Here is a 24,369-nt window from a genome sequence, read left to right as displayed (position 1 = left end):
CACGCCGTTCAGAGGTCGAGCACCAGCGTCTTCGAGCGCGCGCCGGAGCAGCAGATCATGATGCTGTCGTTGGCCTGCTTTTCCTCGGCGCTCAGGAAGTCGTCGCGGTGGTCGGGCTCACCCGCGATCACCTTGGTGCGGCAGGTGCCGCACACGCCCGCGGTGCAGGCGTAGGGAACGTCGACGGCGTGGTCGAGCAGCGTGTCGAGAATGGTCTTGCCCGGTGCCACGGCAAGGCGCTGGCCGGTGCGCTCCAGCACCACGTCGTAGCCGCCTTCGGTGGCCGCCTCGCTGGCGGCGGCGAAGCGCTCGAAGTGCACCGTGCCCGCGGGCCGCGAGGCGCAGGCTGCGATGAAGGCGTCGATCATGCGTGCCGGGCCGCAGCAGTACAGGTGCGTGCCGGGCGGCGCATCGCGCACGATGGCGGAGATGTCGAGCCGGGCCAGGCGCGAAGAGCCGAAGCAGAAGTCGACCTCGCGCCCGTCGCCCGCCATGGCGCGCAGTGCGTCGGCGTAGGCGGTCTCGCGCGGCGAGCGGCTCGCGTAGTGCAGGCGCCACGGCCGGCCCAGCTCGCGCAGCCGGCGCAGCATCGACATGACCGGTGTGATGCCGATGCCGCCCGCGATGAACACGGAATGCGCCGCGTCTTCCACCAGGGCGAAGCCGTTGCTCGGCGGCGTGGCGTGCAGGCGGTCGCCCACGCGCGGGGTGGTGTGCATCCACGCGGAGCCGCCCTGGCCTTCGGCGTCGCGCTGCACCGCCACCACGTAGCGGCTCCCGTCGGAGGGCGCGTTGACCAGCGAATAGCTGCGCACCATGCCGTGCGGCAGGTGCAGGTCGATGTGCGCGCCGGCGGTGAAGGCGGGCAGCGCGGCGTCGTTGGCCGAAACGAACTCGTACGACGCGATACCCTCGGCCTCCAGCCGGATCTGGCGCAGGCGCAGGTCGATGGGAGCGGGCATGTTCATGGCGTGTAGCCGAAGTCGGCGCCCAGCCGCGCGGTCATCGCCTCGCGCCCCGAATCGTTCCATGACTCGCTGGCCGGCAGCGTGAGCGACACCGCGCGCACCATCGGCAGGTCGGGGTCTTCGATGCGCGGGGGGCGCTGCTGGCGCACCGAAAGGTTGCGCACGGTTTCCAGCAGCAGCCGGCGCGTCATCGCGATGCCGGTGTCGCTCATGCCCAGGTGCTCCTTGGAGCGGTCGTAGATCGGGGCCACGCCCGACTGGCAGGCCGCGTCCTGCACCCACAGGCCCGGCAGGCCCGAGAACCAGGTCTTGGTCTGCGCGTCGTAGTTGAAGAGGAACGCGCTCTGCAGGTTGAACTTGGTCCAGTACTTCGCGTAGGGCTCGGTCGGCGGGCGCGGCGCGTAGGCGTTCACGCTCGGGTGGCCGGTCTCGCGGCCGGCGTGGCCGTTGTCGAAGATCTTGCGGGTCTTCTCGTAGAACGGCTGCGTCGGGTGGTACGAGAACATGATGCACAGCGTGTGGTGGTCGTCCAGCGGCACCCAGGCGTGGCCGCTGAGCTCGGGGTACTGCGACTGCGGCGGCACCAGCGTGTAGAAGGGCAGCATGAACTGGTTCACGCGCCAGTAGTGCGTGCGCTCGTCGAGCACGCGCTTCGAAGCCACGCTCATGCCGAAGTCCTGGCGCTTGCACTCGAAGGTGGGGCGCAGGTCTTTCTTGGCGGTCCAGTCGCTGATGGCGCCTTGCTGGTCGATGCGACCGTGCAGGATGGGGGCGTGCGCGGAGTCGATCTCGCCTTCCACCGCCTGCAGCCAGTTGCACTCCTGCACGCGAAAGCTCACGTACACGTTTTCCTCGGGCACCAGGTTCCACTCGAGGTTGGGCAGCGGCGGCAGGTTGTCTCGGTCGGGGCCCATGTAGGTCCAGGCGATGCCGTTGCGCTCGCGGCAGGGGTAGTTCTTGATCTGCACGGTGTCCTTGAGCCGGCTTTGCGCGGGCTCGGCCGGGGTGTCGAGCACGTGGCCGTCCACGCCGAACTTCCAGCCGTGGTAGATGCAGCGCACGCCGCAGTCCTCGTTGCGCCCGAACACCAGCGGCGCGCCGCGGTGCGGACAGGCATGGTCGATGAGGCCGATGCGGCCTTCGCTGTCGCGGAACGCCAGCAGCTCTTCGCCGAGAAGGCGCACGCGCTGCGGCTGTCCGTCGGCCTGCAGGTCGCGGCTGGGCAGGAAGGGAATCCAGTAGAGGCGCATCAGCTGCCCCATGGGGGTGCCGGCGCCGACGCGGACCAGGGTTTCGTTGTCTTCGTGGGAAAGCATGGGAGCAGATTCCTTATGGGGACAGGTGCATGGCGGACACGGGTGTCGATCTGGTGTGTCCACTTTGGAGAGCCAAATTGGTAGAACCAATGCTAGCTTCCGGCGCGCGGGCCTGTAAAGCAGGAATCCCAATAACCTTTAGAATGGATCAACCATAGGAGGATTGTCGATGGACCATGAGACAAGGACCACCCAGAACACCGCCGATACCCCCCAAGCCGCCGCCTTCGACACCGTGCTCGACGCGCGCTACAGCTGCCGCGGCTACCTCGCCACGCCCGTGCCGCGCGAGGTGATCGACGCCATCCTGCGCGCCGCGCAGCGCACCGCCTCGTGGTGCAACTCGCAACCCTGGCAGGTGGCGGTGACCAGCGCCGCGGCCACCGAGCGGCTGCGCCGCGCCATGGCCGAGCCCGAGGCCTCGGCCGACGCGTCGTTCGACATCGCGCCGCCGGCCGAGTACCGCGGCGTGTACCGGGAGCGGCGGCGCGAGTACGGCTTCCAGCTGTACGACAGCGTGGGCATTGCGCACGGCGACCGCGAAGCCTCGGCGCGGCAGGCACAGCTGAACTTCGAATTCTTCGGCGCGCCGCACATGGCGCTCGTCACCACCGAGGCCGTGCTCGGCACCTATGGCGTGCTCGACTGCGGCGCCTACGTGAGCAACTTCATGCTGGCGGCCCGGGCGCGCGGCGTGGCGAGCATCGCGCAGGCCGCCATCGCGTCGCGCGCGAAGTTCCTGCACCGGTGGTTCGACATTCCGCCGGACCGGCAGGTGGTGTGCGGCATTTCCTTCGGCTATGAAGACCCGGCGCATCCGGCCAACCGCTTCCGCACCACGCGCGCCACCATTGGCGAAGCGAGCCGCTGGGTCGATTGAGCGGGCCGGTCGCTCAGAGCTTGATGCGACCGGTGGCCACCAGCTTCTTCGTCAACTCCAGCTGCTCGGCAAGAAAGGCCGAGAGCTTGGCCGGGCACCATCCCGCGGGTTCGAAGCCCAGCTCCAGCAGCTTCGGCGCGACGTCAGGCAGCTTGACGATGCGAGCCATTTCCGTCGAGAGCTTGTCGAGGATCGCCTTGGGGGTTCCGGCCGGCGCAAACAGTGCACCGAAACCCGGCATCACGACGTCAGGGAACCCCGCCTCGGCGAAGGTGGGCACGTCGGGATACAAGGAAAACCGGGTCGGGCTCGCCACCGCCAGCGCACGAATCTTTCCCGGATAGCGGGAAACTCCCCCCAGCGAGACGACCGCCGTGTCGATCTGGCCGCCGATGAGGTCCTGCAGCGCGGGTGCTTCGCCCTTGTAGGGGACATGCACCGTGTCGATGCCCGCCGCGATGTTGAGCAATTCGCCGACGAAGTTGCCGCCTGATCCGGGGCCGTACGAGCCGTAGGAAATCTGGCCGGGCTTGCTCTTGGCGAGGTCCACCAGTTGCTTCAGCGTCTTGATGTTCAACGATTCGCGCACGCCAATGGCAATGGGCGTGAGCGCCAGCATGCTGATGGGCGCGAGCTCCGACATCTTGTAGGTCTGTGTCGGCTGCAGCACCAGGTTGCTGATCAGGGCGCTGTAGTTGACCAGCAGCGTGTAGCCGTCGGGCGTCGCCCTGGCCACGGCCGCCGCCGCGATGGCCCCGCTGGCGCCAGCCTTCGATTCGACGATGCTCGGCTGCCCCCAGGCCTCGGTCAGCTTCTGTCCGATGACGCGCATCATGGTGTCGTGCCCGCCGCCGGCGGCCGTTGGGATGATGAACTTGATGACGTTGTTCGGATAGGCCGGGTCGGCCCAGGCGAACGTGGGCATGGAGGCGGCTCCCGCAATGGCGAGGCCGGTGGCGAGGGTGTGGCGGCGCGATGCGTTCATCGGATGTCTCCTGGTTTTTTTGGAATATCCATTGGTTGAACCATAGTTAAGTCTGAGAGAATGGTCAATCCGCACCTGCCCGGGAGGGCACACTACCGGCTCCGAGCCCAGCGCTTTCATCGTTCGTGACCCAGAGGAGGAAAAAGCCATGTCGGAAACCACACCCGTTTTTGCACCCGTGCGCATGCGCCGCGCATTCGAAGCCATTTGCGACCAGATCCGCCAGCAGTTGGCCGACGGGCAACTGGCCGCCGGCGACAGGCTGCCCAGTGAGAAGGAACTGTCGGAGCAGTTCGGCGTCAGCCGCAGCGGCGTGCGCGAAGCACTGCGAAGCCTGGAGATGGCAGGCATGGTGGAGGCCCTGACCGGCATCAACGGCGGCTTCTACATCAAGCAGTCGCACCCCGACGGGATCACGCAGGCGGTGCGCGACATGGTGGCGCTCAACCAGGTGCCGGTGTCGGACGTGACCGAGGCGCGCATCCTGCTGTGCGACCTGGCGATCAAACTGGCCTGCGAGCGCGCCACCGAGGCCGACTTTGCCGCCATCGAAGACGACATCGATCGCTTTGCCGAACTGGTGAAGCAGGGCAAGCCGGTGCGCGACAGCGCGCTCATCACCGAGTTCTACCGGCTCATCGGCCGCGCGACGCACAACGAAGTGATCGTGATGCTGATCGACGCGCTGTCGGAGATATTGCGCGGCCTCATCGCGCAGCTGCAGGCGCCGCACAGCAACGTGGTACAGGTGCGCCGCAAGGTGCTGCGCCTCATGCGCGATCGCGATGCGCCCAAGGCCAGCGCGGCGCTGGCCAAGCACCTGACCGCGCTGCATCTCCTGCTGGAGGACATGGCGCACAAGAAGGCGCCGCGCTGAGCCGCTTCAGCGCGGCAGGCCGAGCCCGCGCTGGGCGATCAGGGTGCGCTGGATCTCGTTGGTGCCGATGCTGATCACCCACATCAGCGAATGGCGCAGGTTCTGCTCGATCCGGCCCTGCAGCAGGGCACCCGGGCTGCCTTCGGACAAGGTGCCCTCCATGCCGAGAATGTCGAGCGCCACCTCGCCGAAGCGCTCCATCAGTTCACCCGAGTACACCTTGCTGGCAGCTGCGTCGTGCAACGGCGTTTCGCCTGCGTCCACACGTTCGGCGCAATGCATCATCATCTGGCGGCCCACCTCGATCTGGGATGCCAGTTCGCCGATCTGCCCGCGCACCAGGAGGTCCAGCCGCATCGCGCGCCCGTCCAGCTGCGCGCCCCGGATGTGGTCGCACAGCAGCTCGAAGGCGTGCGCCACCTTCATCACGATGCCGCCGCCGATGAACCCGCGCTCCGTGGCCAGCGCCCCCACCAGCACCTTCCAGCCGCCGTTCAGCTCACCGACCATCGCGTCGGCGGGAACGCGCACGTTGTCGTAGAACACGTTGGCGAAGCTGCCGCCATACAGGGTGTTCGAGGTCTTGACGGTGATGCCGGGCGTGTCCATCGGCACGATGAACAGGCTCAGGCCGGCGTGCGGCGGGCTGGCCTCGGGGTCGGTGCGGGTGGCCAGCAGCATGTACTCGCCCCAGTAGGTGGTGGTCCAGATCTTCTGGCCGTTGATGACGTAGTGGTCGCCGTCGCGCACGGCACGCGTGCGCATCGACGCCAGGTCGGAGCCTGAATCGGGCTCGCTGTACCCCATGCCGTAGATGGCCTCGCCACGCAGGATCTGCGGCAGGTAGCGGTCCTGCTGCGCCGGCGTGCCGTGCACCTGCAGCATGGCCGCCTGCACGGGGGCGCCGGCACGCGGCGCCTCGGCGCGCTCCATTTCCTCGACGAACGCGAGCTGCTCGAAGGCGCCGCGCGCCTGGCCGCCGAAGCGCTCGGGCCAGCCCAGCCCGATCCAGCCTGTCTTGCCCAGGTCGCGGGCGAAGTCGCGGTCGTACTCGCGCTGCTTGAAGCCCAGGCGGTCGTGCGCTGCCTTGCGCTCGCCCGACCAGTGCACCTTCAGCCAGGCGCGCACCTCTTCGCGAAAGGCGTTGCCTTGTGGCCCCAGGTCGTATTCGGGCAGCGCGTGGGGCACGTCGCCCAGGAAGTACTCCGCCAGTTCCTCCTTGCTGCGGCGCATGCCGCCGTGGCGCAGCACATCGAGGTGGACCTGCTTGAAGTGCCGCGGCGCCTCGTGCTCCTCGCTGTAGCCGATGGCGCCGAAGGTGTGCTGGGTCTCGAGGGCCACCTGGCGCAGCGTGGCTGCGGCGACCGCGCAGGCCGCGGAGGCGAAGACGCGCCAGTTGCCGGTGCCCAGGTCGTGCTGTCGCGCGGCGTTGGCCAGCGTGAGCTGCGTGCCCATCAGCGCGATCTGGTTGTTCGCCAGCTTGTGCTGGATGGCCTGGAAGCTCCCGATCAGGCGGCCGAATTGCTTGCGCTCGCCGGCATACGCGACCGCCATCTCGAAGGCGCGCGCCGCCGCGCCCCCGGCGCGTGCGCTCAGCGCCAGGCGGGTCATGAGCTGCAGGTCGTCCAGCGTCCGGGCCGACACATCGAGCAGCGTGGCCGGCACGTCGTGCAGCGTGACGCGGCCCATGCCGTTGGCGCCCATGGCCGGCGTGGCCTCGATGCGCACGCCAGGGGCGCTGGCGTCGACCAGCGCCAGGCCCGGACCGGCCACGGCGACCGCGAAATGCGTGGCGCTGTCCGCCGTCTCCATGAAGGACAGCTCACCGGACACGGTGTTGCCGGCCATGGTGGCGCTCCCCGCGCTGCGGTCGCCGTCGAAGGCGCCGAGCGCCAGCAGCACGCGTGCCTCGCCGGTGCGCGCCGCGTCGAACAGCGCGTGATCGTCGCCGGCCGCGGTGCGCAGGCCGGCCAGGTGGAGCAGGGCCAGGTGATGCAGCGGCACCGGGCAGGCGGCACGCCCCATTTCCTCCATCGTGATGGAGATTTCGCGCAGGCCGCCCTCGCTGCGGTCGCTGCCGAGCGCCGCCAGGCCCTGGTCGGCAAGCTGGCGCCACACCTCTTTCACGCGGGCCGGGTCCGTCGCCCATTCCACGGCGGTGGAGGAGGGCCAGTGCCTGGCCAGGAAGCCACGCACCGAATCGCGCAGCATCGCGCGTTCTTCGTCACTGGGCAGGTCCTGCTGCGTCATCGTTTTCTCCTAAAAAAAATCAATGGTACAACCATTGCAAAGTGTTGGAGCGGAGTGCGGAAACACGGCGGCCCGAGTCCGCGCACTTATCATTGGCTCAAAGGTCCAACGTTTACGGGCTCTCCGGGAGAAACAACATGAACGCCAAAGAATCGCAACCCACGCCGACGTCGGCCGCCGCGCCGGTGTCGGCCGCAAAGTTCCAGGTCATCCGCTCGGCGCGCGCCTTCGAGGAAATCGCGCAGCAGATACGCACCGAGCTCGCGCAGGGGCGGCTCAAGGTCGGCACGCGGCTGCCGTCGGAGCGCGCGCTGTCCGAGCAGTTCGGCGTGTCGCGCAACACCCTGCGCGAAGCGCTTCGCTCGCTGGAACACGCCGGGCTCATCCGGTTGCAAAAGGGCGCCACCGGCGGCGCCTTCATCAGCGGGCGCAGCGGCGACGCCATTGCCACGGGGCTCATGGACATGTACCACATGGGCGCCATCCAGCCCGAGCAACTGACCGAGGCGCGCATCTGGCTCGAGTCGATCCTGGTGCGCGAGGCGTGCGCACGCGCCACGCCGGCCGACATCGAGGCGCTGAGCAGCAACATCGACGCGGCCGAGGAGGCCACGCGCAAGGACGACTTTCCCGCGCGCGCCGCCACCAACCTGGAGTTCCACCGCATCCTGGCGCGCATGACGGGCAATCCGATCATGGTGATCGTGATGAACGGCGTGCTCAACGTGCTGGCGGAGTTCATCGGCCAGGTCGGGCACTACGAGAACGCCTACGTGCTGCCGTCGCGCCGCCGCTTCGTGAAGCACCTTGCCGCACGGGATTCGGACGCCGCGGTGGCGGAGATGGAGTCCATCCTCAAGCGGCTGCAGCGCAGCTACTTGTCGAAGATCGAGGGCGGCGATGCGCAGGGAGCCGAGGCAGATCCGGCCGCCGCCAAGGCCCGCCCGAAGCCGACCGCCAAGCCCGCGGCAAAGCCCGCGGCCAAGTCGCCGGCCAGGCCGGCCGCGAAGGCGGCTTCCAAGGCTGCGGCCAAGCCCCCAGTGAAAACGCCGCGCTAGCGCCTGCGCTCGCTGCCCGCCGACCCGACCGCTCGCCGAAACGCGAGCGGTTTTTTTTTGGCGCACCCGGGGCGAATCCCGCTTGACAGGGCAAGGGCGAATTCCTAGCATTTAGCAATGGTTCAACCAAAACTAGTTTCCAGGATGCTATGACCCAAGACAACGACAAGCCTTCGACGGGAGAGTTGCTCGCCGTGCTGCTGGCCCGCGATTTCGAGGATGGCGAAAAAGTCATCATCGGAACCAACTCCGACATCCAGCTGGCCGCCTGCAACCTCGCGCGAAAGATGCAGGCACCCCGCCTGTGGTGGATCTCCGGCCCCGGCGGCATGGTGAACCCGGTGCGCAACCACCTGCTGTCCACGGCCGACTCGGAGAACATCGAATCCTCCGAGGCCTGGATGGACCTTCCGAACATGATCGACTTCATCGACTGGAAGATCCACTTCTTCGACTTCGCGATCCTGTCGGCGCTGCAGGTCGACCGCTTCGGCAACATCAACACGGTGGTGGTCGGCGACCACGCAAAGCCGAAAGTGCGCGGCCCCGGCACCGTGGGCATCAGCGCGCTGTGCGGGCTGGCCAAGCGCTTCTACGTGGCGCTCACGCGCCACGACAAGAGCGCCTTCGTGCCGCGCGTGGACTTTCTTTGCGGCCCCGGCCACATGGAAGGCGGCAACTCCCGCGAAGAGGCCGGCCTGCCCGCGGGCGGCCCGAAGCTCGTGGTGTCGCCGCTGGGCGTGTTCGACTTCGAGCCCGTTTCCAAGGCCATGCGCGTGCGCTCGGTGCAGCCGGGCGTCACGCTCGAACAGGTCCATGCCGCCACCGGCTTCGAGATGCGGGTCGACGGCACGCCGCCCGTCACCGCCATGCCTTCCGCAGAAGAACTGCACCTCCTGCGCACCCACGTAGACACCCGCGGCGCGCTTCGCCGCAAATTTCCCTGACAAGGCGCCTCATGAGCAACAAGAGCAAACTGATTTCCCTCGACGAGGCCGTGGCGGTCGTCAAGGACGGGGACCGGGTGGGCCTGGGCGGCTGGATCTTCAACGCGCAGCCGATGGCGCTGGTGCGTGCACTCATCCGCAAGGGCGTGCGCAACCTCGACCTGGTGCCCGCGCCCGGCTCCATCGCCCCCGACATGCTGATCGGCGCCGGCTGCGCGCGCAGCACCGCCTGCGTGTTCATCAGCTTCGAGCAGTTCGGCCTGGCCCCGCACTTTCGCCGCCAGGCCGAGGCCGGCACGCTGAAGGTGTACGAGCTCGACGGCCCCGGTATTGCCGGCGGGCTGCGCGCCGGCATCTGCGACATGCCCTGGACGGCCATTCCCGACCTGGGCACCGACCTGCCGCGCCACACGCCCGAACACTACTGGCCCCTGCCGTCGAAGCCCGGCGAGCGCAAGATGCTGGCCGCCGCCGCCATCAAGCCCGACGTGTGCCTGCTGCATGCCCAGCAGGCCGACGAATACGGCAACGTGCAGTACCTGGCAACGCCGTTCTTCGACGCCATGCTCGCGCAGGCGTCGCGTCATGTGATCGTCTCGGTCGACCGCATCGTATCCAGCGACACCATCCGCCGCTCGAACCACCTGACCAAGCTGCCGAGCGTGATGGTCGATGCGGTGGTGGAAGCGCCCTACGGTGCGCACCCCACGTCGTCGCCCTCGCTGTATCGCGCGGACGAGCGCCACCTGAAGGAGTACGTGAAGGCCAGCGGGAGCGAAGAGGCCTTCGCCGCTTACCTGAAGCGCTACGCCGAGGATGCCGGCGCCCACGGCGACTACCTCGACGCACTCGGCGCGTCCCGCCTCGCCGGGCTCGCCGTGTCCGAATCGAACCTCGCGTGAAGGCCCTGCGATGAGCAACACCCCAGCCGCCAAGCCCGGCATCCTGGACGGCGTGCGCGTCCTCGACTTCACCGCGATGATGTCCGGCCCGTACTGCACACGGCTCATGGCCGATCTGGGCGCGGAGGTCATCAAGATCGAACCGCCCGAGGGCGACTACATCCGCCTGCGCGCCCCGCGCCGCGAGGGCCGCAGCACCTACTTCGCGCAGCTCAATGCCGGCAAGAAGAGCTTGGCGCTCGACCTCAAGAAGCCGGAGGCGATCGCGCTGGTCCGCGAGATGGTCCTGAAGTGCGATGTGGTGGTCGAGAACTACCGTCCCGGCGTCATGAAGCGCCTCGGGCTGGACTACGCGTCGCTCTCGGCGCTGAACCCGAAGCTGGTGTATTGCTCGATCTCGGGCTTTGGCCAGGAGGGCGAATGGGCGGGCCGAAGCGCCTACGCGCCGGTGCTGCACGCGGCCAGCGGCTACGACATGGCCAACCTCGACTACCAGGAAGGCGACGTGGAGCGGCCGCTGAAGAACGGCATCTTCGTGGCCGACGTGCTGGGCGGCTCGCTGGCGTTCGGAGCGGTGCAGAGCGCCCTGTTCCGCGCCGCGCGCACGGGCGAGGGCGACCATGTCGACCTGTCGCTGATGGACGCGATGCTCGGCATGCTGGTGTACGAATGCCAGGAGGCGCAGTTTCCGGCCGAGCGGCGCCGGCCGTTGTACCGCCCCACCAAGGCCAGGGACGGCTTTTTGCTGATCGCGCCGGTGAGCCAGAACAACTTCGAGGCGCTGGCGCGTGGCACCGGGCACCCGGAGTGGATCACCGATCCGCGCTTTGCCATCAGCCAGGACCGCGAGCACCACTGGGGCGAGCTGATGCAGCTGCTTGACGACTGGGCCGGCTCGCAAAGCGCGGCCGAATGCGAGGCGACCATGAACGCGGCCGGCGTGCCGTGCTCGCGCTACTTCACCGTGCGCGAGGCGATGGAGCTGCCGCCGCTGCGCGAGCGGCACGCGTTCCAGACCATCGACGACGGCTCGGGCCCGTTCGAGGTACCGAACCCGGCCTTTCGCTTCGCGCGCACTGCGGCGCACGCGCGCAACAGCGTCCCGGCGCTGGGCGGCGACGGCCCCGCGCTGCTCGGCAGCCTGCTGGGCTTGAGCGACGAGCGCATCGCCGCATTGCGCGAAAGCCGCACGCTGCACGTTCGCGGGTGACACCGCCGAGGCGGGTTGACAACACAAGGAGACAAGCACATGCCGACGAGCAAATGGAGACCTCTTTCAGGGGCGACAGTGAAATCCAAGGTGAAGGTCAAGGCAAAGCTGCTGTGGACCGCGCTGCTGGCCGCGGGCGCGATGGCGTTGCCGCAGGCCGGCATCGCGCAGGCCCCAGGCTTTCCGAACAAGCCGATCACCATCATCGTGCCGTACCCGCCGGGCGGCACCACCGACGTGCTGGCGCGGGTGCTGCAGGAGCCGATGCAGCGCTTTCTCAAGCAGCCGGTGATCATCGAGAACAAGGCCGGGGCTTCGGCCGTGCTCGGGACCAAGTTCGTGGCCAAGGCGGCCCCCAACGGCTACACGCTGCTGTTCCCGAACAACGGCTTGGTGATCTCGCCGCAGGTGTCGAAGGACGCCGACTACGCGCCGCTGAAGGACTTCGCGCCGGTCTCGCTGGTGTCGCTGCAGCCGATGATCCTGGTGGTGAACCCGTCGGTGCCTGCCAAGTCGGTGCAGGAGCTCGTCGACTACGCCAAGGCCAGCCCCGGCAAGCTCGACTTCGCGACCGCCGGCCCGGCCTCGTTCGGCCACCTGGCGACCGAGCTGTTCAGCCGCAGGGCGGGCATCCGCATGACCCACATTCCCTACAAGGGCCAGGCGCCGACCACGCAGGCCATCCTGACCGGCGAGTCGAAGGTGCTGCTGAGCACCAGTTCGTCGCAGATGAACGCGTTCATCAAGGACGGCAAGGTGCGGCTGCTCGGCGTTTCGTCGCTGCAGCCGTCGCCGCTGGCCCCGGGCGCGCCGCCCATCGCGAACACGCTGGCCGGCTTCAACCCCGAGGTCTGGTTCGGCCTGTTCGCGCCCGCCGGCACGCCGCGCGATGTGGTCGCCAAGCTCAACGACGCCATCGTCAAGGCGCTCGCGCTGCCTGAGGTCAAGGAGAAGTTCGAGACCGCAGGTGCCTCCGCCACCGGCAGCACGCCCGAGCAGCTCGGCGCGCGCATCGCCGAGGAATACGGCACGTGGACGAGCGTGATCCGCGAGGCCGACATCAAGTCCGAATAGGCGCCCCGCGCACGCGCAGCACCGGCAAGGGAAGGGCCGCGACATCGCGGCCCTTTTGTCGTGTGCCTGCGCTCAGGCGGGCTTGAACATCGGCACGGCAAAGCCGCCTTCGGCCGGCTTGAAGCTCACCTCGACCCGCTCGCCGATGCGCAGCGCATCGAGGTCGCAGTCGACGATGTTGGTGAGCATGGTCACGCCCTCGTCCAGCGTCACGTAGGCCAGCGCATAGGGAATGGGCCCGGCCCGGCGCGTCACGCTCACGCTGTAGATCGTGCCCTTGCCCGACGCGTCCACCCATTCGGTATCGCCCAGGCAGTAGGGGCACAGCGCGCGCGGATACCAGTGCAGCCTGGCGCACGCGGTGCAGCGCTTGATGCGCAGCCTGCCTTCCTTCGCGGCGCTCCAGTAGGCCTCGGTGGCGGCGTCGACAATGGGCGCGCCCAGCGGGCGCTCTTGGTACATCGTGGTCATTCAGCTTCTCTCCATGATCAGTGTGGCGCTGCCGTGGCGTGAGCCCAGCAGGCCGCCGGCGCCTTGGGCCAGTGCAAGGCGGCAGTCGGGCACCTGCACCTTCGGGTGCGCTTCGCCGCGCAATTGCCGCACCGCCTCGATCACCTTGGTGATGCCGCCGCGGTTGGCCGGATGGTTGTTGCACAGGCCGCCGCCGTCGGTATTGAAGGGCAGCTTGCCGACGCCCGAGATGAGGTTGCCGTCCATCACGAACTTGCCGCCTTCGCCCTTCTTGCAGAAGCCCAGGTCCTCGAGCTGCATCAGCACGGTGATGGTGAAGCTGTCGTAGATTGACGCGTACTGGATGTCGGCCGGCGTCACGCCGGCCTCGGCAAACGCGATGGGGCCCGACACGGCCGCGCCCGAGTACGTGAGGTCGACCTGCCCGTTGGCCTGGCCCTTCACGGTCTCGCCCGCGCCGAGCACGGTGACGACCGGGCGCTTCAGCGAGCGGGCGATTTCGGGGCGCACCACCAGCAGCGCGCCGCCGCCGTCGCTCACCACGCAGCAGTCGAGCTTGTGCAGCGGGTCGGAGATCATGGGCGAGGCCAGCACTTCTTCCACCGTGACCGGCTCGCGCAGCATCGCGTTCGGGTTGTATTGCGCATGCGCGGCCGCGGCCACCTTGATCCATGCGAGCTGCTCGCTGGTGGTGCCGAACTCGTGCATGTGGCGCGCGGCGGCCAGCGCGTACATGTTCACCGTGATGGGTGCGTAGGGCATTTCCCAGGGAACGTCCGGCGTGGCCGCGGTGACGTTGCGCGGGCCGGTGCCCACGGTGCTGGCTTCGCTGCGCGGGCGGCCGGCCAGCGTGATGAGCGCCACGTTGCACTTGCCCGCGGCAATCGCCTGCGCCGCATGGGAGACCTGGACAAGGTAGGCGGAACCGCCCGTGTCGGTGCTGTCGACGTGGCGCACCTTCAGGCCGAGGTAGTCGACCATGCTGAGCGGCCCGAGGCCGGGTGCGTCGCCTGCGCAGAAGTAGCCGTCGACGTCCTGCAGCGAAAGACCGGCGTCGGCCAGCGCGCCGCGCGCGCATTCGGCATGCAGCTGCGCCACGGTCTTGTCGGGCGCCTTGCGCGTGGGATGTTCGAAAGCGCCGGCGATGCAGGCCTGTCGTTTGATGCTCATTGATTGCTCCGTGTTCGCCCCGATGCGGGACCATGAATCGACCGGGCCCGGCGTTTCGCCATGCTTGACGCTGGAACGGTGCCGTCATTATCATTGGTTCAACCAAAATAAATCAAGGCGCAAACGCGTTCGGCGATGAACCAGAATCTCCACGCCCGGTTCGAGCAGCGCTTTGCGCACGGCGACGGCGCGCCCGCCATGGTGGAAAAAATTCCGCAAAGAAGAGGCAACATGACCCCGCATGAATTGAGCACATGGCCGCGCGGCCTGCCGCGCGACATCGACATTCCCCCCACCAGCCTGTGCGCGAACCTGCTGGTGTCTGCCATGCGCTACCCCGATCGGGCCGTGCTGGTCGACGACTTCGGCAGCCTCAGCTACACCGAGCTGGCCGACCAGGTCGAGCGCATCGCCGCCTTCCTCCAGAACGACCTGGGCGTGCAACGCGGCGACCGCGTGCTGATCTACCTGCAGAACGGACGCGGCTGGGTCGCGGCCTACTTCGCGGTGCTGCGCATCAACGCGGTCGTGGTGCCCGTCAACCCGATGAACAAGCGCGACGAGCTGCCGCACTACCTCCACGACACCGGTGCGGTGGCGGCCTTTTGCAGCGCCGACAACGTGGCGGAGCTGCTGGCCGCGCCCGCCGCGCAGCAGCTGCGCCGCGTGATCGTGGTGGGCAACCCCGGCCCGGCCGAAGTGCAGCCCGAGCCCGCGCAAGGTCCGTCGCGCACGATCGGGCTGCGCCGCGTGCTGGCCGCGGCCTCTGGCCCGTTGCAGCCGCTGGAGCATCTGCCGGACGCGTTGGCGCTCATTCTCTACAGCTCGGGCTCCACCGGCGCGCCCAGGGGCTGCATGCACACCCACCGCACGCTCACGGCCAGCACCGTGATCGTGGCGCACTGGATGGGGCTGGTGCCGCACTCGGTCCAGCTGGTGGCGCTGCCGTACTTCCACATCACGGGCATGCAGAACCTGATGAATGCGCCCATCTATGGCGGCGGCACGCTGGTGCTGATGAAGCGCTGGAACCGCGACGAGGCCGCGGCGCTCATCGCGCGCCACCGCGTGAGCCATTGGACGGCGATGCCGACGATGGTGATCGACTTTCTTTCGAGCCCACGCCTGGCGGAGTACGACCTGAGCTCGGTGCGGCGCATCGGCGGCGGTGGCGCGGGCATGCCCGAGGCCGTGGGCGAGCGCCTGAAGGCGCTGACGGGGCTGGACTTTCTGGAGGGCTACGGTCTTTCGGAAACCGCGCACGTCTCGGGCAACCCGCCTGCCGCGTTCAAGCGCCAGTGCCTAGGCGTGCCGCTGTTCAACACCGACCTGCGCATCGTCGACCCCGACACGCTGGCCGAGCTGCCGTCCGGCGAGGTGGGCGAGATCGTGATGGCGGGGCCGCAGGTGTTCGTCGGCTACTGGCGCAATGAGGAGGCCACGCGCACGGCCACCGTGGCGCTGGACGGCAAGCGTTTCGTGCGCAGCGGCGACCTGGGGCGGCGCGACGACGAGGGCTACTTCTTCATCGTCGACCGGCTCAAGCGCATGGTCAATGCCTCGGGCTACAAGGTCTGGCCGGCCGAGGTCGAGGCGATGCTGCATGAGCACCCGGCCATTGCGGAGGCGTGCGTGATCGCGGCCTTCGACGCCTACCGCGGAGAAACGGTGAAGGCGGTGGTGGTGCTGCGCAACCCGCAAGCCGGCGTGCGCGAGGCCGACATCATCGAATGGTCCCGCAACAGGATGGCGGCCTACAAGTACCCGCGCCTGGTCGAGTTCGTGGCGGAGCTGCCGAAGTCGCCCACCGGAAAGATCGCCTGGCGCCAATTGCAGGATGCCGAGCGCGCGAAAACGCCGCGCGCCGCGGCGTAAGCCGTTCGATGCGCCTGGTTCGCGTCATGCGCTTGATACGGAAGCGCAATCCAAATATCATTGGTTCAACCAAATTGAAGAAATGGGGCTTCCATGCAGAATCTAGTCACCCTTGAAGGCCGCACCATCGTCGTCACTGGCGCGGGGCAAGGCATCGGCAAGGCCGTTGCCGAACTGGTCGTCGACCTGGGAGGCAACGTGGTCGCCGTCGACCTGAATCCCGACACGCTCAAGTCCGCGATGGCCGAACTGCCCGCGGCCCGAGTGCAGCAGGTGGTTGGCAGCGTCACCGACGCGGCGCTGGCGGCCAGCGCGGTCGAGGAGGCGGTGTCGCGCTTCGGCGGCGTGCACGGCCTGGTCAACAACGCAGGCATCACGCGGCCCGCCATGATCGAGAAGATGACCGCGCAGCAGTGGCAGGACGTGATCGACGTGCACCTGACCGGCACCTTCTTCTGGCTGCAGGCCGTGGGCCGCCACATGGTGGCGCGCGCGAAGAGCGGCGACACGAGCGGCGGCGCCATCGTCAACATTTCGTCGGACGCGGGCCGCAAGGGCTCCATCGGGCAGGTCAACTACGCGGCCGCCAAGGCCGGCATGCTCGGCGTCACCATGACGGCGGCGCGCGAATGGGGCAAGTACAACATTCGCACCAACTCCATCTGCTTCGGCGTGGTCGAGACGCCGATGACCGAGGTGGTGCGCGGCGAGAAATTCCGCGACGGCATGCTGGCGCAGACTCCGCTGGGCCGCTGGTCGACGCCGCAGGAGGTGGTGAAAACGGTGTGCTTCCTCATGTCCGATGCCGCCTCGTACATCACCGGGCAGCACCTGGGGGTGAACGGCGGCTTTCACATCAGCCTGTAGGCGCGCGGCCGTGAAGACCCGCCTGACCGAACTGCTGGGCATCCGCTACCCGATCGTGCAGGGCGGCATGCAGTGGGTCGGCCGCGCCGAGATGGCCTCGGCCGTCTCGAATGCAGGCGGCCTGGGCATGCTCACCGCGCTCACGCAGCCCACGCCCGAAGACCTGGCGCGCGAAATAGAGCGCTGCCGCGGCATGACGGACAAGCCTTTCGGCGTGAACGTGACCATGCTGCGCAGCGTGAACCCGCCGCCGTACGAGCGCATCTTCGCGACCATCGTCGAGAGCGGCGTGAAGGTGGTCGAGACCGCCGGCAACGTACCGGCGGAGGTGGTCGGCCTTCTGCGTCGCCACCGCATCGCCGTGCTGCACAAGTGCACCTCGGTGCGCCACGCGCTGGCGGCGGAAAAACGCGGCGTGGACGTCGTCAGCATCGACGGCTTCGAATGCGCCGGGCATCCGGGCGAGGACGATGTGCCGGGGCTGGTGCTCATTCCTGCGGCAACGCGCGCGCTCGGGATCCCGGTCATCGCCTCGGGCGGCATCGCGGACGGGCGCGGCATGGCCGCCGCACTGGTGCTGGGAGCCGAAGGCGTGAACATGGGAACGCGCTTCGTCTGCACGCAGGAGGCGCCGGTGCACGACGCCATCAAGCAGGCGCTGGTCAAGGGCAGCGAGCGCGACACGCGCCTCATGTTCCGCAGCATGGGCAACACCGCGCGCGTGTTCGCCAACGCGGTGGCGCAAGAGGTCGTCGCCACCGAGCGCCGCCCCGGCGGCTGCGCCTTCGAGGACGTTCGCGCACTGGTGTCGGGTGCGCGCGGCAGGGCCGCGCTCGAATCCGGCGAAGTGGACGCGGGCCCGGTCTGGGCCGGGCAGGTGATCGGGTTGATCGACGACGTGCCGACCTGTGCCGCGCTGCTGGAGCGCATGGTGGCCGAGTGCCGCCAGCAGCTTGCCCGCGCGGCGGCTTTCTTCTAGGACGCGAACCCGCATGCAAGACCCGGACACCGACGCGCTCGCGCGCTCCGTCCGCGCCAACTTGCTGGGGCGGTGCCGCGCCCTGAACCCCTCCCGCTTTCCAAGGACCAGACCATGTACATGCCCCCCGACAGCAAACTGCATCTCGATCCGCAGGACGAGTACACCCACGCGCCCGAAGCCGCCGGGAACTACAACGAGAGCATGTACTTCAATGCCTTCGACACCGCGCGCGGCATCGGCGCCTGGATGCGCCTTGGCAACCGGCCGAACGAAGGCCATGCGGAGATGAGCTGCTGCGTCTACCTGCCCGACGGCCGCGCCGGCTTCATGTACGGCCGCCCGACCATCGCCCACAACGAGGCGATGGACGCGGGCGGATTGCGCTTCGAGGTGCTCGAGCCCTTCAGGCGCCTGCGCGTGAGCTATGAGGGCGAACTGCTGATCATGGACGACCCGCACGCCATGGCCGACCCCGGCAGCGCCTTCAAGCGCTACCCCAAGCGCCCCGCGACCATCGCGCTCGACTACGAGGGCATCTCGCCGATGCACGGCGGCGAGATCGTCGCGCTCGACGGCAGCCGGCTTGAGGTCGACCCCGAGCATTCGGTCTACCGCGGCCACACCGAGCAGAACATGGCGGTGCGCGGCCACGTCACGGTGGACGGCGAGCGCTATCCCATCGACGGATTCGGCTACCGTGACAAGTCGTGGGGGCCGCGCCACTGGCACAGCTTCTATTGGTACAAGTGGCTGCCCGTCACCTTCGACCGCGACTTCGGCGTGCTGCTGTCGGTCAAGGGGCAGCGCGGTGGCCGGCCCAACAACGTGAGCGGCAACGTGCTGCGCAACGGCCGCTACGAGCCGGTGATCGAAGGCCGCATCGCCACCGTCTACGACGACAAGTACTACCCGGTGCGTTTCACCGCGCAGGTGCGCACCGCCGAGCGCAGCTACACGCTGGAAGGCGAGGTCGGCGCGCTCGTGCCCCTGCGCCACAAGAGCGCCAGCGGCGAGCCGGGGGCCTGCACCCGCATCACCGAAGGCATCACCACCTACCGGTGCGAGGGGCGCACGGCGCTGAGCATGTCGGAGTACTGCGACGTGATGGTCGACGGCACCCCCATCTCGGTGCTCGAGGAGCCCGCCGCATGAAGACGCTGACCTACGCCGTGGAAGACGGCATCGCGACGCTGACGCTGAACAGGCCCGAATCGAAGAACGCCATCAGTCCCGAGATGGCCGACGAGCTCGGGGACCTGCTGGCGCGCATTCGCGCAGACGACGCAGTGCGCGTGCTTGTGGTCACGGGCGCGGGCGGCGCCTTTTGTGCCGGCGGCGACGTCAAGGCGATGGGCGGGGGCGGGCCGCGCACGCCCGAGCAGCGGCGCGCCGGCATGGCGCGCTACACGCGCATCTGCACCGAGCTGATGGCGCTCGACCGGCCGGTGATCGCGGCGGTCGACGGCGTGGCCTTCGGCGCCGGCTTCAGCATCGCGCTGATGTGCGACATCGTGCTGCTGAGCGATCGCGCGCGGCTGTGCATGGTGTTCCAGCGCATCGGCCTGGTGCCGGACATGGGGGCCTGCTACACGCTGCCGCGCGTGGTGGGCCTGCAGCGCGCCAAGGAGCTGCTCTTCTCCGCGCGCGAGATCGACGCCGCCGAGGCGCAGCGCCTGGGCATCGCGATGGAGGTGCTTTCCGCGGACGGCCTGATGCCGCGTGCACGCGCCATCGCGCAGAGCTTTGCCGGGGCTTCACCCGTGGCCATGAGCGTTTCGAAGCGGGCGCTGCAAAGCTCGCTCGGCAGCGACCTTCCGACCATGCTCGAGATCGAGTCGGCGGGCCAGGCGCTGGCTTCCAGCAGCGACTACGCCAAGGAAGCAGTACGCCGCTTCGCCGCGCGCGAGCCCGCCCGGTTCCGCTGGCCGGCGGCCGCCCCCTGAACCCGGCATCGCCCCCCCACTGAAACACGAGGAACAACCGATGCTCGACTACCGCAAAGCACGCGACTGGCACTCCGGCGACGTGCAACACGCGTACGCCCCCAAGGACACGATGCTCTACGCCCTCGGGCTCGGCCTGGGCGCCGACCCGCTCGACGAGAGGCAGCTGCGCTTCGTCTACGAGAAGGAGCTGATGGCCTTGCCCACCATGGCCGCCGTGCTGGCCTCGCCCGGCTTCTGGATGCGCGAGCGCAAGGAGATCGGCATCGACTTCATGAAACTCGTGCACGGCGAGCAGTCGGTGCGCCTGCATGCACCGCTGCCGCCGTCGGGCACGGTGGTCGGGCGCACGCACGTCACCCGGGTGGTCGACAAGGGCGAAGGCAAGGGCGCGATCCTGCATGTGGAAAAAGAGCTCTTCGGCGCCGGCCAGCAGCACTTGGCCACGGTCGAGAGCGTCTACTTCCTGCGCGGCGACGGCGGCTTTTCCAAGGCGGGCGGCCAGGCGGACGAAGCCGCGCCGCCCGCGGCCCCGGTGCCCGACTCGGCGCCCGAACTCGTGCTCGACCTGCCCACGCGCGCCGACCAGGCCTTGCTGTACCGCCTGTCGGGCGACATCAACCCGCTCCATGCGGAACCCGCGTTCGCCGCCAAGGCCGGGTTTGCGCGGCCCATTCTTCACGGTCTCGCGACCTGGGGCATTGCCGGGCGCGGCTTGGTCGCGGCGTTTGCGGACTTCGACGCGACGCGGCTGTCGGCCATGCGCGCGCGGCTGTCGGCACCGGTCTATCCCGGCGAAACCATCCGCCTCGAAGCCTGGCGCGACGGAAGCGAAATCGCTTTTCGTGCGCGCGTGGTGGAGCGCGACGTGCTCGTGCTGACCAACGGCCGGGCCGCGCTGCGATGAGGGCCTGGCGGGTCGAGGCCCTCAGCGATCCGGGGCAGATGCGGCTGGTCGAAATGCCGGTGCCCGTGCCCGCGGACGATCAGTACCTGGTGAAGGTAGAGGCGGTGGGTCTCAATTTTCTGGACACGCTCGCCATCAAGGGCCAGTACCAGACCAAGCCCGTGCTGCCATTCACGCCGGGCGTGGAGGTCGTGGGCACCATCGTGAGCGGCGAAGGCGCGGGCATGCGCGTGGCCTGCGCCACGCCGGTCGGCAAGTTCGGCGGCTTCGCGGAATACGCGCTGGTGCCGCGCGCCGAGGCGATGCCGATCGCAGCCGACGTGCCGCCCGTCGCGGCCCTGGCGCTGCGCGGCAACTACCCGACCTCGCTCTATGCCTTGCGCCACGCCGGGCGGCTGCAGGCCGGTGAAACGTTGCTGGTGCATGCCGGCGCCGCAGCGCCGCGGTGCAACTCGGCAAGCTGATGGGCGCGCGCGTGATCGCCACCGCAGGCAGTGCCTCGAAGCGCGATGCTTGCCTGGCGCTGGGCGCGGATGCGGCCGTCGACTACACCGACCTGAAGTGGGTCGACGAGGTGCGCAAGCTCGCACCGAGGGGTGCCGACGTGGTCTACGACCCGGTCGGCGGTGAGATCGGCGCGCAAAGCGTGCGCTGCCTGGCCTTCGGCGCGCGGCTGCTGGTGGTCGGCTTTGCGGGCGGCGCGTTGACGCAGTTGCCGGCCAACCGCCTGCTGCTGGCCAACGCGTCGGCCGTCGGTGTGTTGTGGGGCGAGGTGCGCAAGCGCGACCCCGGCCTGGCCCGGCAACTGGGCGAGGAGATCCAGGGCTGGTACCTGCAAGGGCGCCTGCGCCCGCTCGAGTCCTCGGTGTTCGACTTCGATGACGCGCCGGCCGCGCTCGGCGCCCTGGAGCGGCGGCAGACCTCGGGCAAGGCGATCCTCCTGCTGACACACTGAGGAAGAACGCCGCAGAACCGGCTTCGCCGGGCCACGTGCTTTTCGGCACTGCTTGCGTCATAATCAATGGTTCTACCAAAGGAGATATCATGGATTTTGACCTGCCCCCCGAAGCGGAAGAGATGCGCGTTGCCACGCGCGACGCCGTCGATGCGCTGCTGAAGCTGGAAACGCGCTACCAGGACACCGGCGAAGTGCCCGAGCAGGTGGAGACCACCCTGCGCGAGATGGGCTTCTACGGCATGTCCATTCCCGAGCCGTACGGCGGCATGCCGGTCGACCACCTCACCAGCGTCGCGGTGCAGCTCGAGCTGGCGCGCCTGCCGCCGCAGTTCTGGCCGTTCGTGCGCTCCGCGCTCGGGCCGGGCGTGCACATCATCGTGGACCACGGCTCGGAAGCGATCAAGAAGAAGTGGCTCCCCGAGATCGCATCGGGCCGCTCGCGCAACTGCATTGCCATCACCGAGCCGCACGCCGGTTCCGACGCCGCGAAGATGACCACCACGGCGCGCCGCGACGGCGAACACTACGTGCTCGACGGCGTGAAGACCTTCATCTCGAACGCCAACCATGCGCACTCCATCACCGTGCTCGCATCCACCGACCGCTCGGCCGGCAAGAAGGGCATCTCGGCGTTCCTGCTGGACACGACCACGCCGGGCTTCAAGGTGACGCGTACCATGCCCACCATGGGCTGGATGGACGACAGCCTGTGCGAGATTGCTTTCACCGACTGCCGCATTCCGGCGGAGAACCTGCTGGGAGAAGAGGGGCGCGGCCTGTCGTATGCCATGTCGGGGCTCAACGAAGGCCGCCTGAACGTCGGCTGCCAGGCGCTCGGGCCGGCACAGATCGCGTTGGACGAGACCATCGAGCACGCCAAGACGCGCGTCACCTTCGGCCAGGCGCTGGGCGAGCACCAGGCCATCCAGCACATGATTGCCGACATGGCCATGGACCTGCATGCCGCGCGCATGGTGCTTTTCGAGGCGGTGTGGCGTGCCGCGCGCGGTGAAGACGCGCGCATGAAGGCCTCGATGGTCAAGGTGATCTGCACCGAGGCGGCATGCCGCATCGCCGACAAGGCGCTGCAGATCTTCGGCGGCTCGGGGTACTGCCGCGGCACCATCGTCGAGCGGGTGTACCGCGACCTGCGCGTGCTGCGCATCTACGAGGGTGCCTCCGAGATCCACCGCAACATGATCGCCAGGCAGCTGCTGGCCTGAGCCAGCCACCGCCGGGCCCGGCCCGGCCCGGTCCGGTCCGGTCCGTCAGCGCATCAGTTCCCGCGCGATCACCACGCGCTGGATCTGGTTCGTTCCCTCGAAGATCTGGTTGAGCTTGGCGTCGCGCATCATCTTCTCCACCGGGTAGTCCTTCACGTAGCCGTAGCCGCCGAAGACCTGCACCGCGTCGGTGGTCACCTTCATGGCCACGTCGCTCGCGAAGCACTTGGCCATGCTCGCGAACTTGGGCAGCTGGTTCCAGTCGCCGATGTCCGCAAGCCGCGCGGTCTCGTACACCAGGCAGCGCGCGGCCTCTATCTGCATGGCCATGTCGGCCAGCATGAACTGGATGCCCTGGAACTCGATGATCGCGCGCTTGAACTGCTTGCGCTGCTTGGCGTAGGCCAGCGCCGCATCGAGTGCGCCCTGGGCCAGGCCCACCGACGCGGCGGCGATGGCGGGGCGGTTGAGGTCGAGTGCGCGCATGGCCGAGCGGAAGCCCTTGCCTTCCTCGCCCAGGCGGTTTTCCACCGGCACGCGCACGTTGTCCAGGTACACCGGCACGTTGATCGTGCCCTTCATGCCCATCTTGCGTTCGTTGCGCCCGAAGGTCAGGCCCTTGCTCTTCTTCACGTCCACGATGAACGGGCTGATGTCGTCCGCGCCGCCGCGCTCGCCGGTCTTGGCGAACACCAGGATGTAGTCGGCGCGGCTGCCGAAGGTGCACCACTGCTTCTGGCCGTTGAGCACGTAGCTGTCGCCGTCTCGCACCGCGCGGGTGCGCATGCCGCCGACGTCGCTGCCGCAGTCGGGCTCCGAGATGGCGATGGCGGTCACGGTGCGGCCCTCGGCCAGCAGCGGCAGGAAGCGCTGCTTCTGGTCGTCGGTGCCGAAATGCATGATCGGCAGCGCGAACATGGTGTTCATGCCCGCCATCAGCGCGCACGACTCCGACACGCGGGAAATTTCCTCGCGCGCGATGCACACCATCGTGAGGTTGGCGCCGGGCCCGCCGTATTCCTCCGGCACCCAGAGTTGCAGCAGCCCCATGTCGCCGTACACCGGAATCAGCTCCTCGGGAAAGCGGTCGTTCTCGTCGATCTCCGCGGCAATGGGCGCGACGTGGCGCTCGACCATGCGGCGCACGCCGTCGCGAAAGGAAATCTGTTCTTCGGTGAAGTTCATGCGGGTCTCTCGGTGTGTGTCCACTTCGGGTTGTTGATGGCAAGCGCCTCGCCCAGGCCCTGGCGCAGCTGTGCGGCCAGCTCGGCGTCGATGGAAACCTCGCCCGCGCGGATGGCATCGACGAGCGCGCGGCGCGTGGCCGCGGCGGCCTCGTCCTGCCGGCCGTCCAGGCGCAGCTCGCGCTCCACGATGCGCAGCACGTTCACCGTCACGCGCGCCTGGAAGCGGTGGTAGCCGTCCAGCGTGGGCAGGAGCTCGTCCTCGAGGTAGCGGGCAGCGGCCTGCAGAAGGATGCCGGCGGAAGGTACGGAGTTCGGCATG

24 protein-coding genes are annotated in these 24,369 nt (G+C 68.5%); 16 read left to right on the top strand and 8 right to left on the bottom strand.

What is annotated here, in order from left to right; translation table 11 throughout:
- Positions 1-8 precede the first annotated feature (8 nt).
- Positions 9-968 (bottom strand): PDR/VanB family oxidoreductase, encoded by a 960-nt coding sequence (locus AC0IYU_RS25540; RefSeq protein ID WP_472122664.1) that lies wholly within the window; start codon positions 966-968, stop codon positions 9-11.
- Entirely contained in the window at positions 965-2,284 is a 1,320-nt protein-coding gene (locus tag AC0IYU_RS25535) for a Rieske 2Fe-2S domain-containing protein (protein ID WP_435440894.1), read from the bottom strand. The genes AC0IYU_RS25540 and AC0IYU_RS25535 overlap by 4 nt, the downstream gene beginning before the upstream one ends.
- Positions 2,285-2,453: 169 nt before the next feature.
- Between AC0IYU_RS25535 and AC0IYU_RS25530 the strand changes: the two genes are divergently transcribed.
- Positions 2,454-3,164: a nitroreductase gene (locus AC0IYU_RS25530; protein ID WP_472122661.1), complete on the top strand. Its 711-nt coding sequence runs from the start codon at positions 2,454-2,456 to the stop codon at positions 3,162-3,164.
- 13 nt (positions 3,165-3,177) lie between these two features.
- Here AC0IYU_RS25530 and AC0IYU_RS25525 read toward each other — a convergent pair whose 3' ends face one another.
- Entirely contained in the window at positions 3,178-4,149 is a 972-nt protein-coding gene (locus AC0IYU_RS25525; RefSeq protein WP_472122658.1) for a Bug family tripartite tricarboxylate transporter substrate binding protein, read from the bottom strand.
- 148 nt (positions 4,150-4,297) lie between these two features.
- Between AC0IYU_RS25525 and AC0IYU_RS25520 the strand changes: the two genes are divergently transcribed.
- Positions 4,298-5,026, top strand: coding sequence for a FadR/GntR family transcriptional regulator (locus AC0IYU_RS25520; RefSeq protein WP_472122655.1), 729 nt, complete (start codon positions 4,298-4,300; stop codon positions 5,024-5,026).
- Positions 5,027-5,032: 6 nt separating this feature from the next.
- Here the strand turns inward: AC0IYU_RS25520 and AC0IYU_RS25515 are convergent, their stop codons facing one another.
- The gene (locus AC0IYU_RS25515) at positions 5,033-7,276 is read right to left on the bottom strand and encodes an acyl-CoA dehydrogenase family protein (RefSeq protein WP_472122652.1); all 2,244 of its coding nucleotides are present in this window, start codon (positions 7,274-7,276) and stop codon (positions 5,033-5,035) included.
- Between the two features lie 137 nt (positions 7,277-7,413).
- On the opposite strand from AC0IYU_RS25515, the gene AC0IYU_RS25510 reads away from it, so the two are divergent.
- The 5 genes from AC0IYU_RS25510 to AC0IYU_RS25490 all read left to right on the top strand — a co-directional run bounded on the left by AC0IYU_RS25510 (position 7,414) and on the right by AC0IYU_RS25490 (position 12,467).
- Positions 7,414-8,334, top strand: coding sequence for a FadR/GntR family transcriptional regulator (locus tag AC0IYU_RS25510; RefSeq protein WP_472122649.1), 921 nt, complete (start codon positions 7,414-7,416; stop codon positions 8,332-8,334).
- Between the two features lie 149 nt (positions 8,335-8,483).
- On the top strand, positions 8,484-9,281 hold the full coding sequence (locus tag AC0IYU_RS25505; protein WP_472122646.1) for a CoA-transferase subunit beta: 798 nt from the start codon (positions 8,484-8,486) through the stop codon (positions 9,279-9,281).
- Positions 9,282-9,292: 11 nt separating this feature from the next.
- Positions 9,293-10,183, top strand: coding sequence for a CoA transferase subunit A (locus AC0IYU_RS25500; protein WP_472122643.1), 891 nt, complete (start codon positions 9,293-9,295; stop codon positions 10,181-10,183).
- A 10-nt stretch (positions 10,184-10,193) separates the two neighbouring features.
- Positions 10,194-11,393, top strand: coding sequence for a CaiB/BaiF CoA transferase family protein (locus AC0IYU_RS25495; RefSeq protein ID WP_472122641.1), 1,200 nt, complete (start codon positions 10,194-10,196; stop codon positions 11,391-11,393).
- 39 nt (positions 11,394-11,432) lie between these two features.
- On the top strand, positions 11,433-12,467 hold the full coding sequence (locus AC0IYU_RS25490) for a Bug family tripartite tricarboxylate transporter substrate binding protein (protein WP_472122638.1): 1,035 nt from the start codon (positions 11,433-11,435) through the stop codon (positions 12,465-12,467).
- A 72-nt stretch (positions 12,468-12,539) separates the two neighbouring features.
- Here AC0IYU_RS25490 and AC0IYU_RS25485 read toward each other — a convergent pair whose 3' ends face one another.
- Together AC0IYU_RS25485 and AC0IYU_RS25480 are read right to left on the bottom strand one after the other, a co-directional pair.
- Positions 12,540-12,938, bottom strand: a complete 399-nt coding sequence (locus AC0IYU_RS25485; protein ID WP_472122635.1) for a Zn-ribbon domain-containing OB-fold protein — start codon at positions 12,936-12,938, stop codon at positions 12,540-12,542.
- The gene (locus AC0IYU_RS25480; protein WP_472122632.1) at positions 12,939-14,108 is read right to left on the bottom strand and encodes a thiolase domain-containing protein; all 1,170 of its coding nucleotides are present in this window, start codon (positions 14,106-14,108) and stop codon (positions 12,939-12,941) included.
- 135 nt (positions 14,109-14,243) lie between these two features.
- Between AC0IYU_RS25480 and AC0IYU_RS25475 the strand changes: the two genes are divergently transcribed.
- From AC0IYU_RS25475 to AC0IYU_RS25435, 9 genes are all read left to right on the top strand, one after another.
- Complete coding sequence (locus AC0IYU_RS25475) at positions 14,244-15,983, top strand: long-chain-fatty-acid--CoA ligase (RefSeq protein ID WP_472122629.1); 1,740 nt, start codon at positions 14,244-14,246, stop codon at positions 15,981-15,983.
- A 93-nt stretch (positions 15,984-16,076) separates the two neighbouring features.
- Positions 16,077-16,850 (top strand): SDR family NAD(P)-dependent oxidoreductase, encoded by a 774-nt coding sequence (locus AC0IYU_RS25470; RefSeq protein WP_472122626.1) that lies wholly within the window; start codon positions 16,077-16,079, stop codon positions 16,848-16,850.
- 10 nt (positions 16,851-16,860) lie between these two features.
- Positions 16,861-17,829: an NAD(P)H-dependent flavin oxidoreductase gene (locus tag AC0IYU_RS25465; protein ID WP_472122623.1), complete on the top strand. Its 969-nt coding sequence runs from the start codon at positions 16,861-16,863 to the stop codon at positions 17,827-17,829.
- Between the two features lie 114 nt (positions 17,830-17,943).
- Positions 17,944-18,984, top strand: coding sequence for a DUF7064 domain-containing protein (locus AC0IYU_RS25460; protein ID WP_472122620.1), 1,041 nt, complete (start codon positions 17,944-17,946; stop codon positions 18,982-18,984).
- Positions 18,981-19,775 (top strand): enoyl-CoA hydratase/isomerase family protein, encoded by a 795-nt coding sequence (locus tag AC0IYU_RS25455; RefSeq protein ID WP_472122617.1) that lies wholly within the window; start codon positions 18,981-18,983, stop codon positions 19,773-19,775. Before AC0IYU_RS25460 ends, AC0IYU_RS25455 begins: the two co-directional genes overlap by 4 nt.
- Positions 19,776-19,815: 40 nt before the next feature.
- Positions 19,816-20,682: a MaoC family dehydratase gene (locus tag AC0IYU_RS25450; RefSeq protein WP_472122614.1), complete on the top strand. Its 867-nt coding sequence runs from the start codon at positions 19,816-19,818 to the stop codon at positions 20,680-20,682.
- Complete coding sequence (locus tag AC0IYU_RS25445) at positions 20,679-21,146, top strand: alcohol dehydrogenase catalytic domain-containing protein (RefSeq protein WP_472122611.1); 468 nt, start codon at positions 20,679-20,681, stop codon at positions 21,144-21,146. The genes AC0IYU_RS25450 and AC0IYU_RS25445 overlap by 4 nt, the downstream gene beginning before the upstream one ends.
- Complete coding sequence (locus tag AC0IYU_RS25440) at positions 21,128-21,637, top strand: zinc-binding dehydrogenase (RefSeq protein ID WP_472122608.1); 510 nt, start codon at positions 21,128-21,130, stop codon at positions 21,635-21,637. Before AC0IYU_RS25445 ends, AC0IYU_RS25440 begins: the two co-directional genes overlap by 19 nt.
- Before the next feature lie 89 nt (positions 21,638-21,726).
- Positions 21,727-22,863, top strand: a complete 1,137-nt coding sequence (locus AC0IYU_RS25435; RefSeq protein ID WP_472122605.1) for an acyl-CoA dehydrogenase family protein — start codon at positions 21,727-21,729, stop codon at positions 22,861-22,863.
- Between the two features lie 45 nt (positions 22,864-22,908).
- Here the strand turns inward: AC0IYU_RS25435 and AC0IYU_RS25430 are convergent, their stop codons facing one another.
- Both AC0IYU_RS25430 and AC0IYU_RS25425 read right to left on the bottom strand, forming a co-directional pair.
- Entirely contained in the window at positions 22,909-24,048 is a 1,140-nt protein-coding gene (locus tag AC0IYU_RS25430) for an acyl-CoA dehydrogenase family protein (RefSeq protein ID WP_472122602.1), read from the bottom strand.
- Positions 24,045-24,368 (bottom strand): DUF6285 domain-containing protein, encoded by a 324-nt coding sequence (locus AC0IYU_RS25425; protein WP_472122599.1) that lies wholly within the window; start codon positions 24,366-24,368, stop codon positions 24,045-24,047. Before AC0IYU_RS25425 ends, AC0IYU_RS25430 begins: the two co-directional genes overlap by 4 nt.
- Position 24,369: the final 1 nt, after the last annotated feature.

The sequence above is a fragment of the Variovorax sp. AC103 genome (genome assembly GCF_979254005.1).
This window is presented reverse-complemented; position numbering and strand designations above follow the sequence as displayed.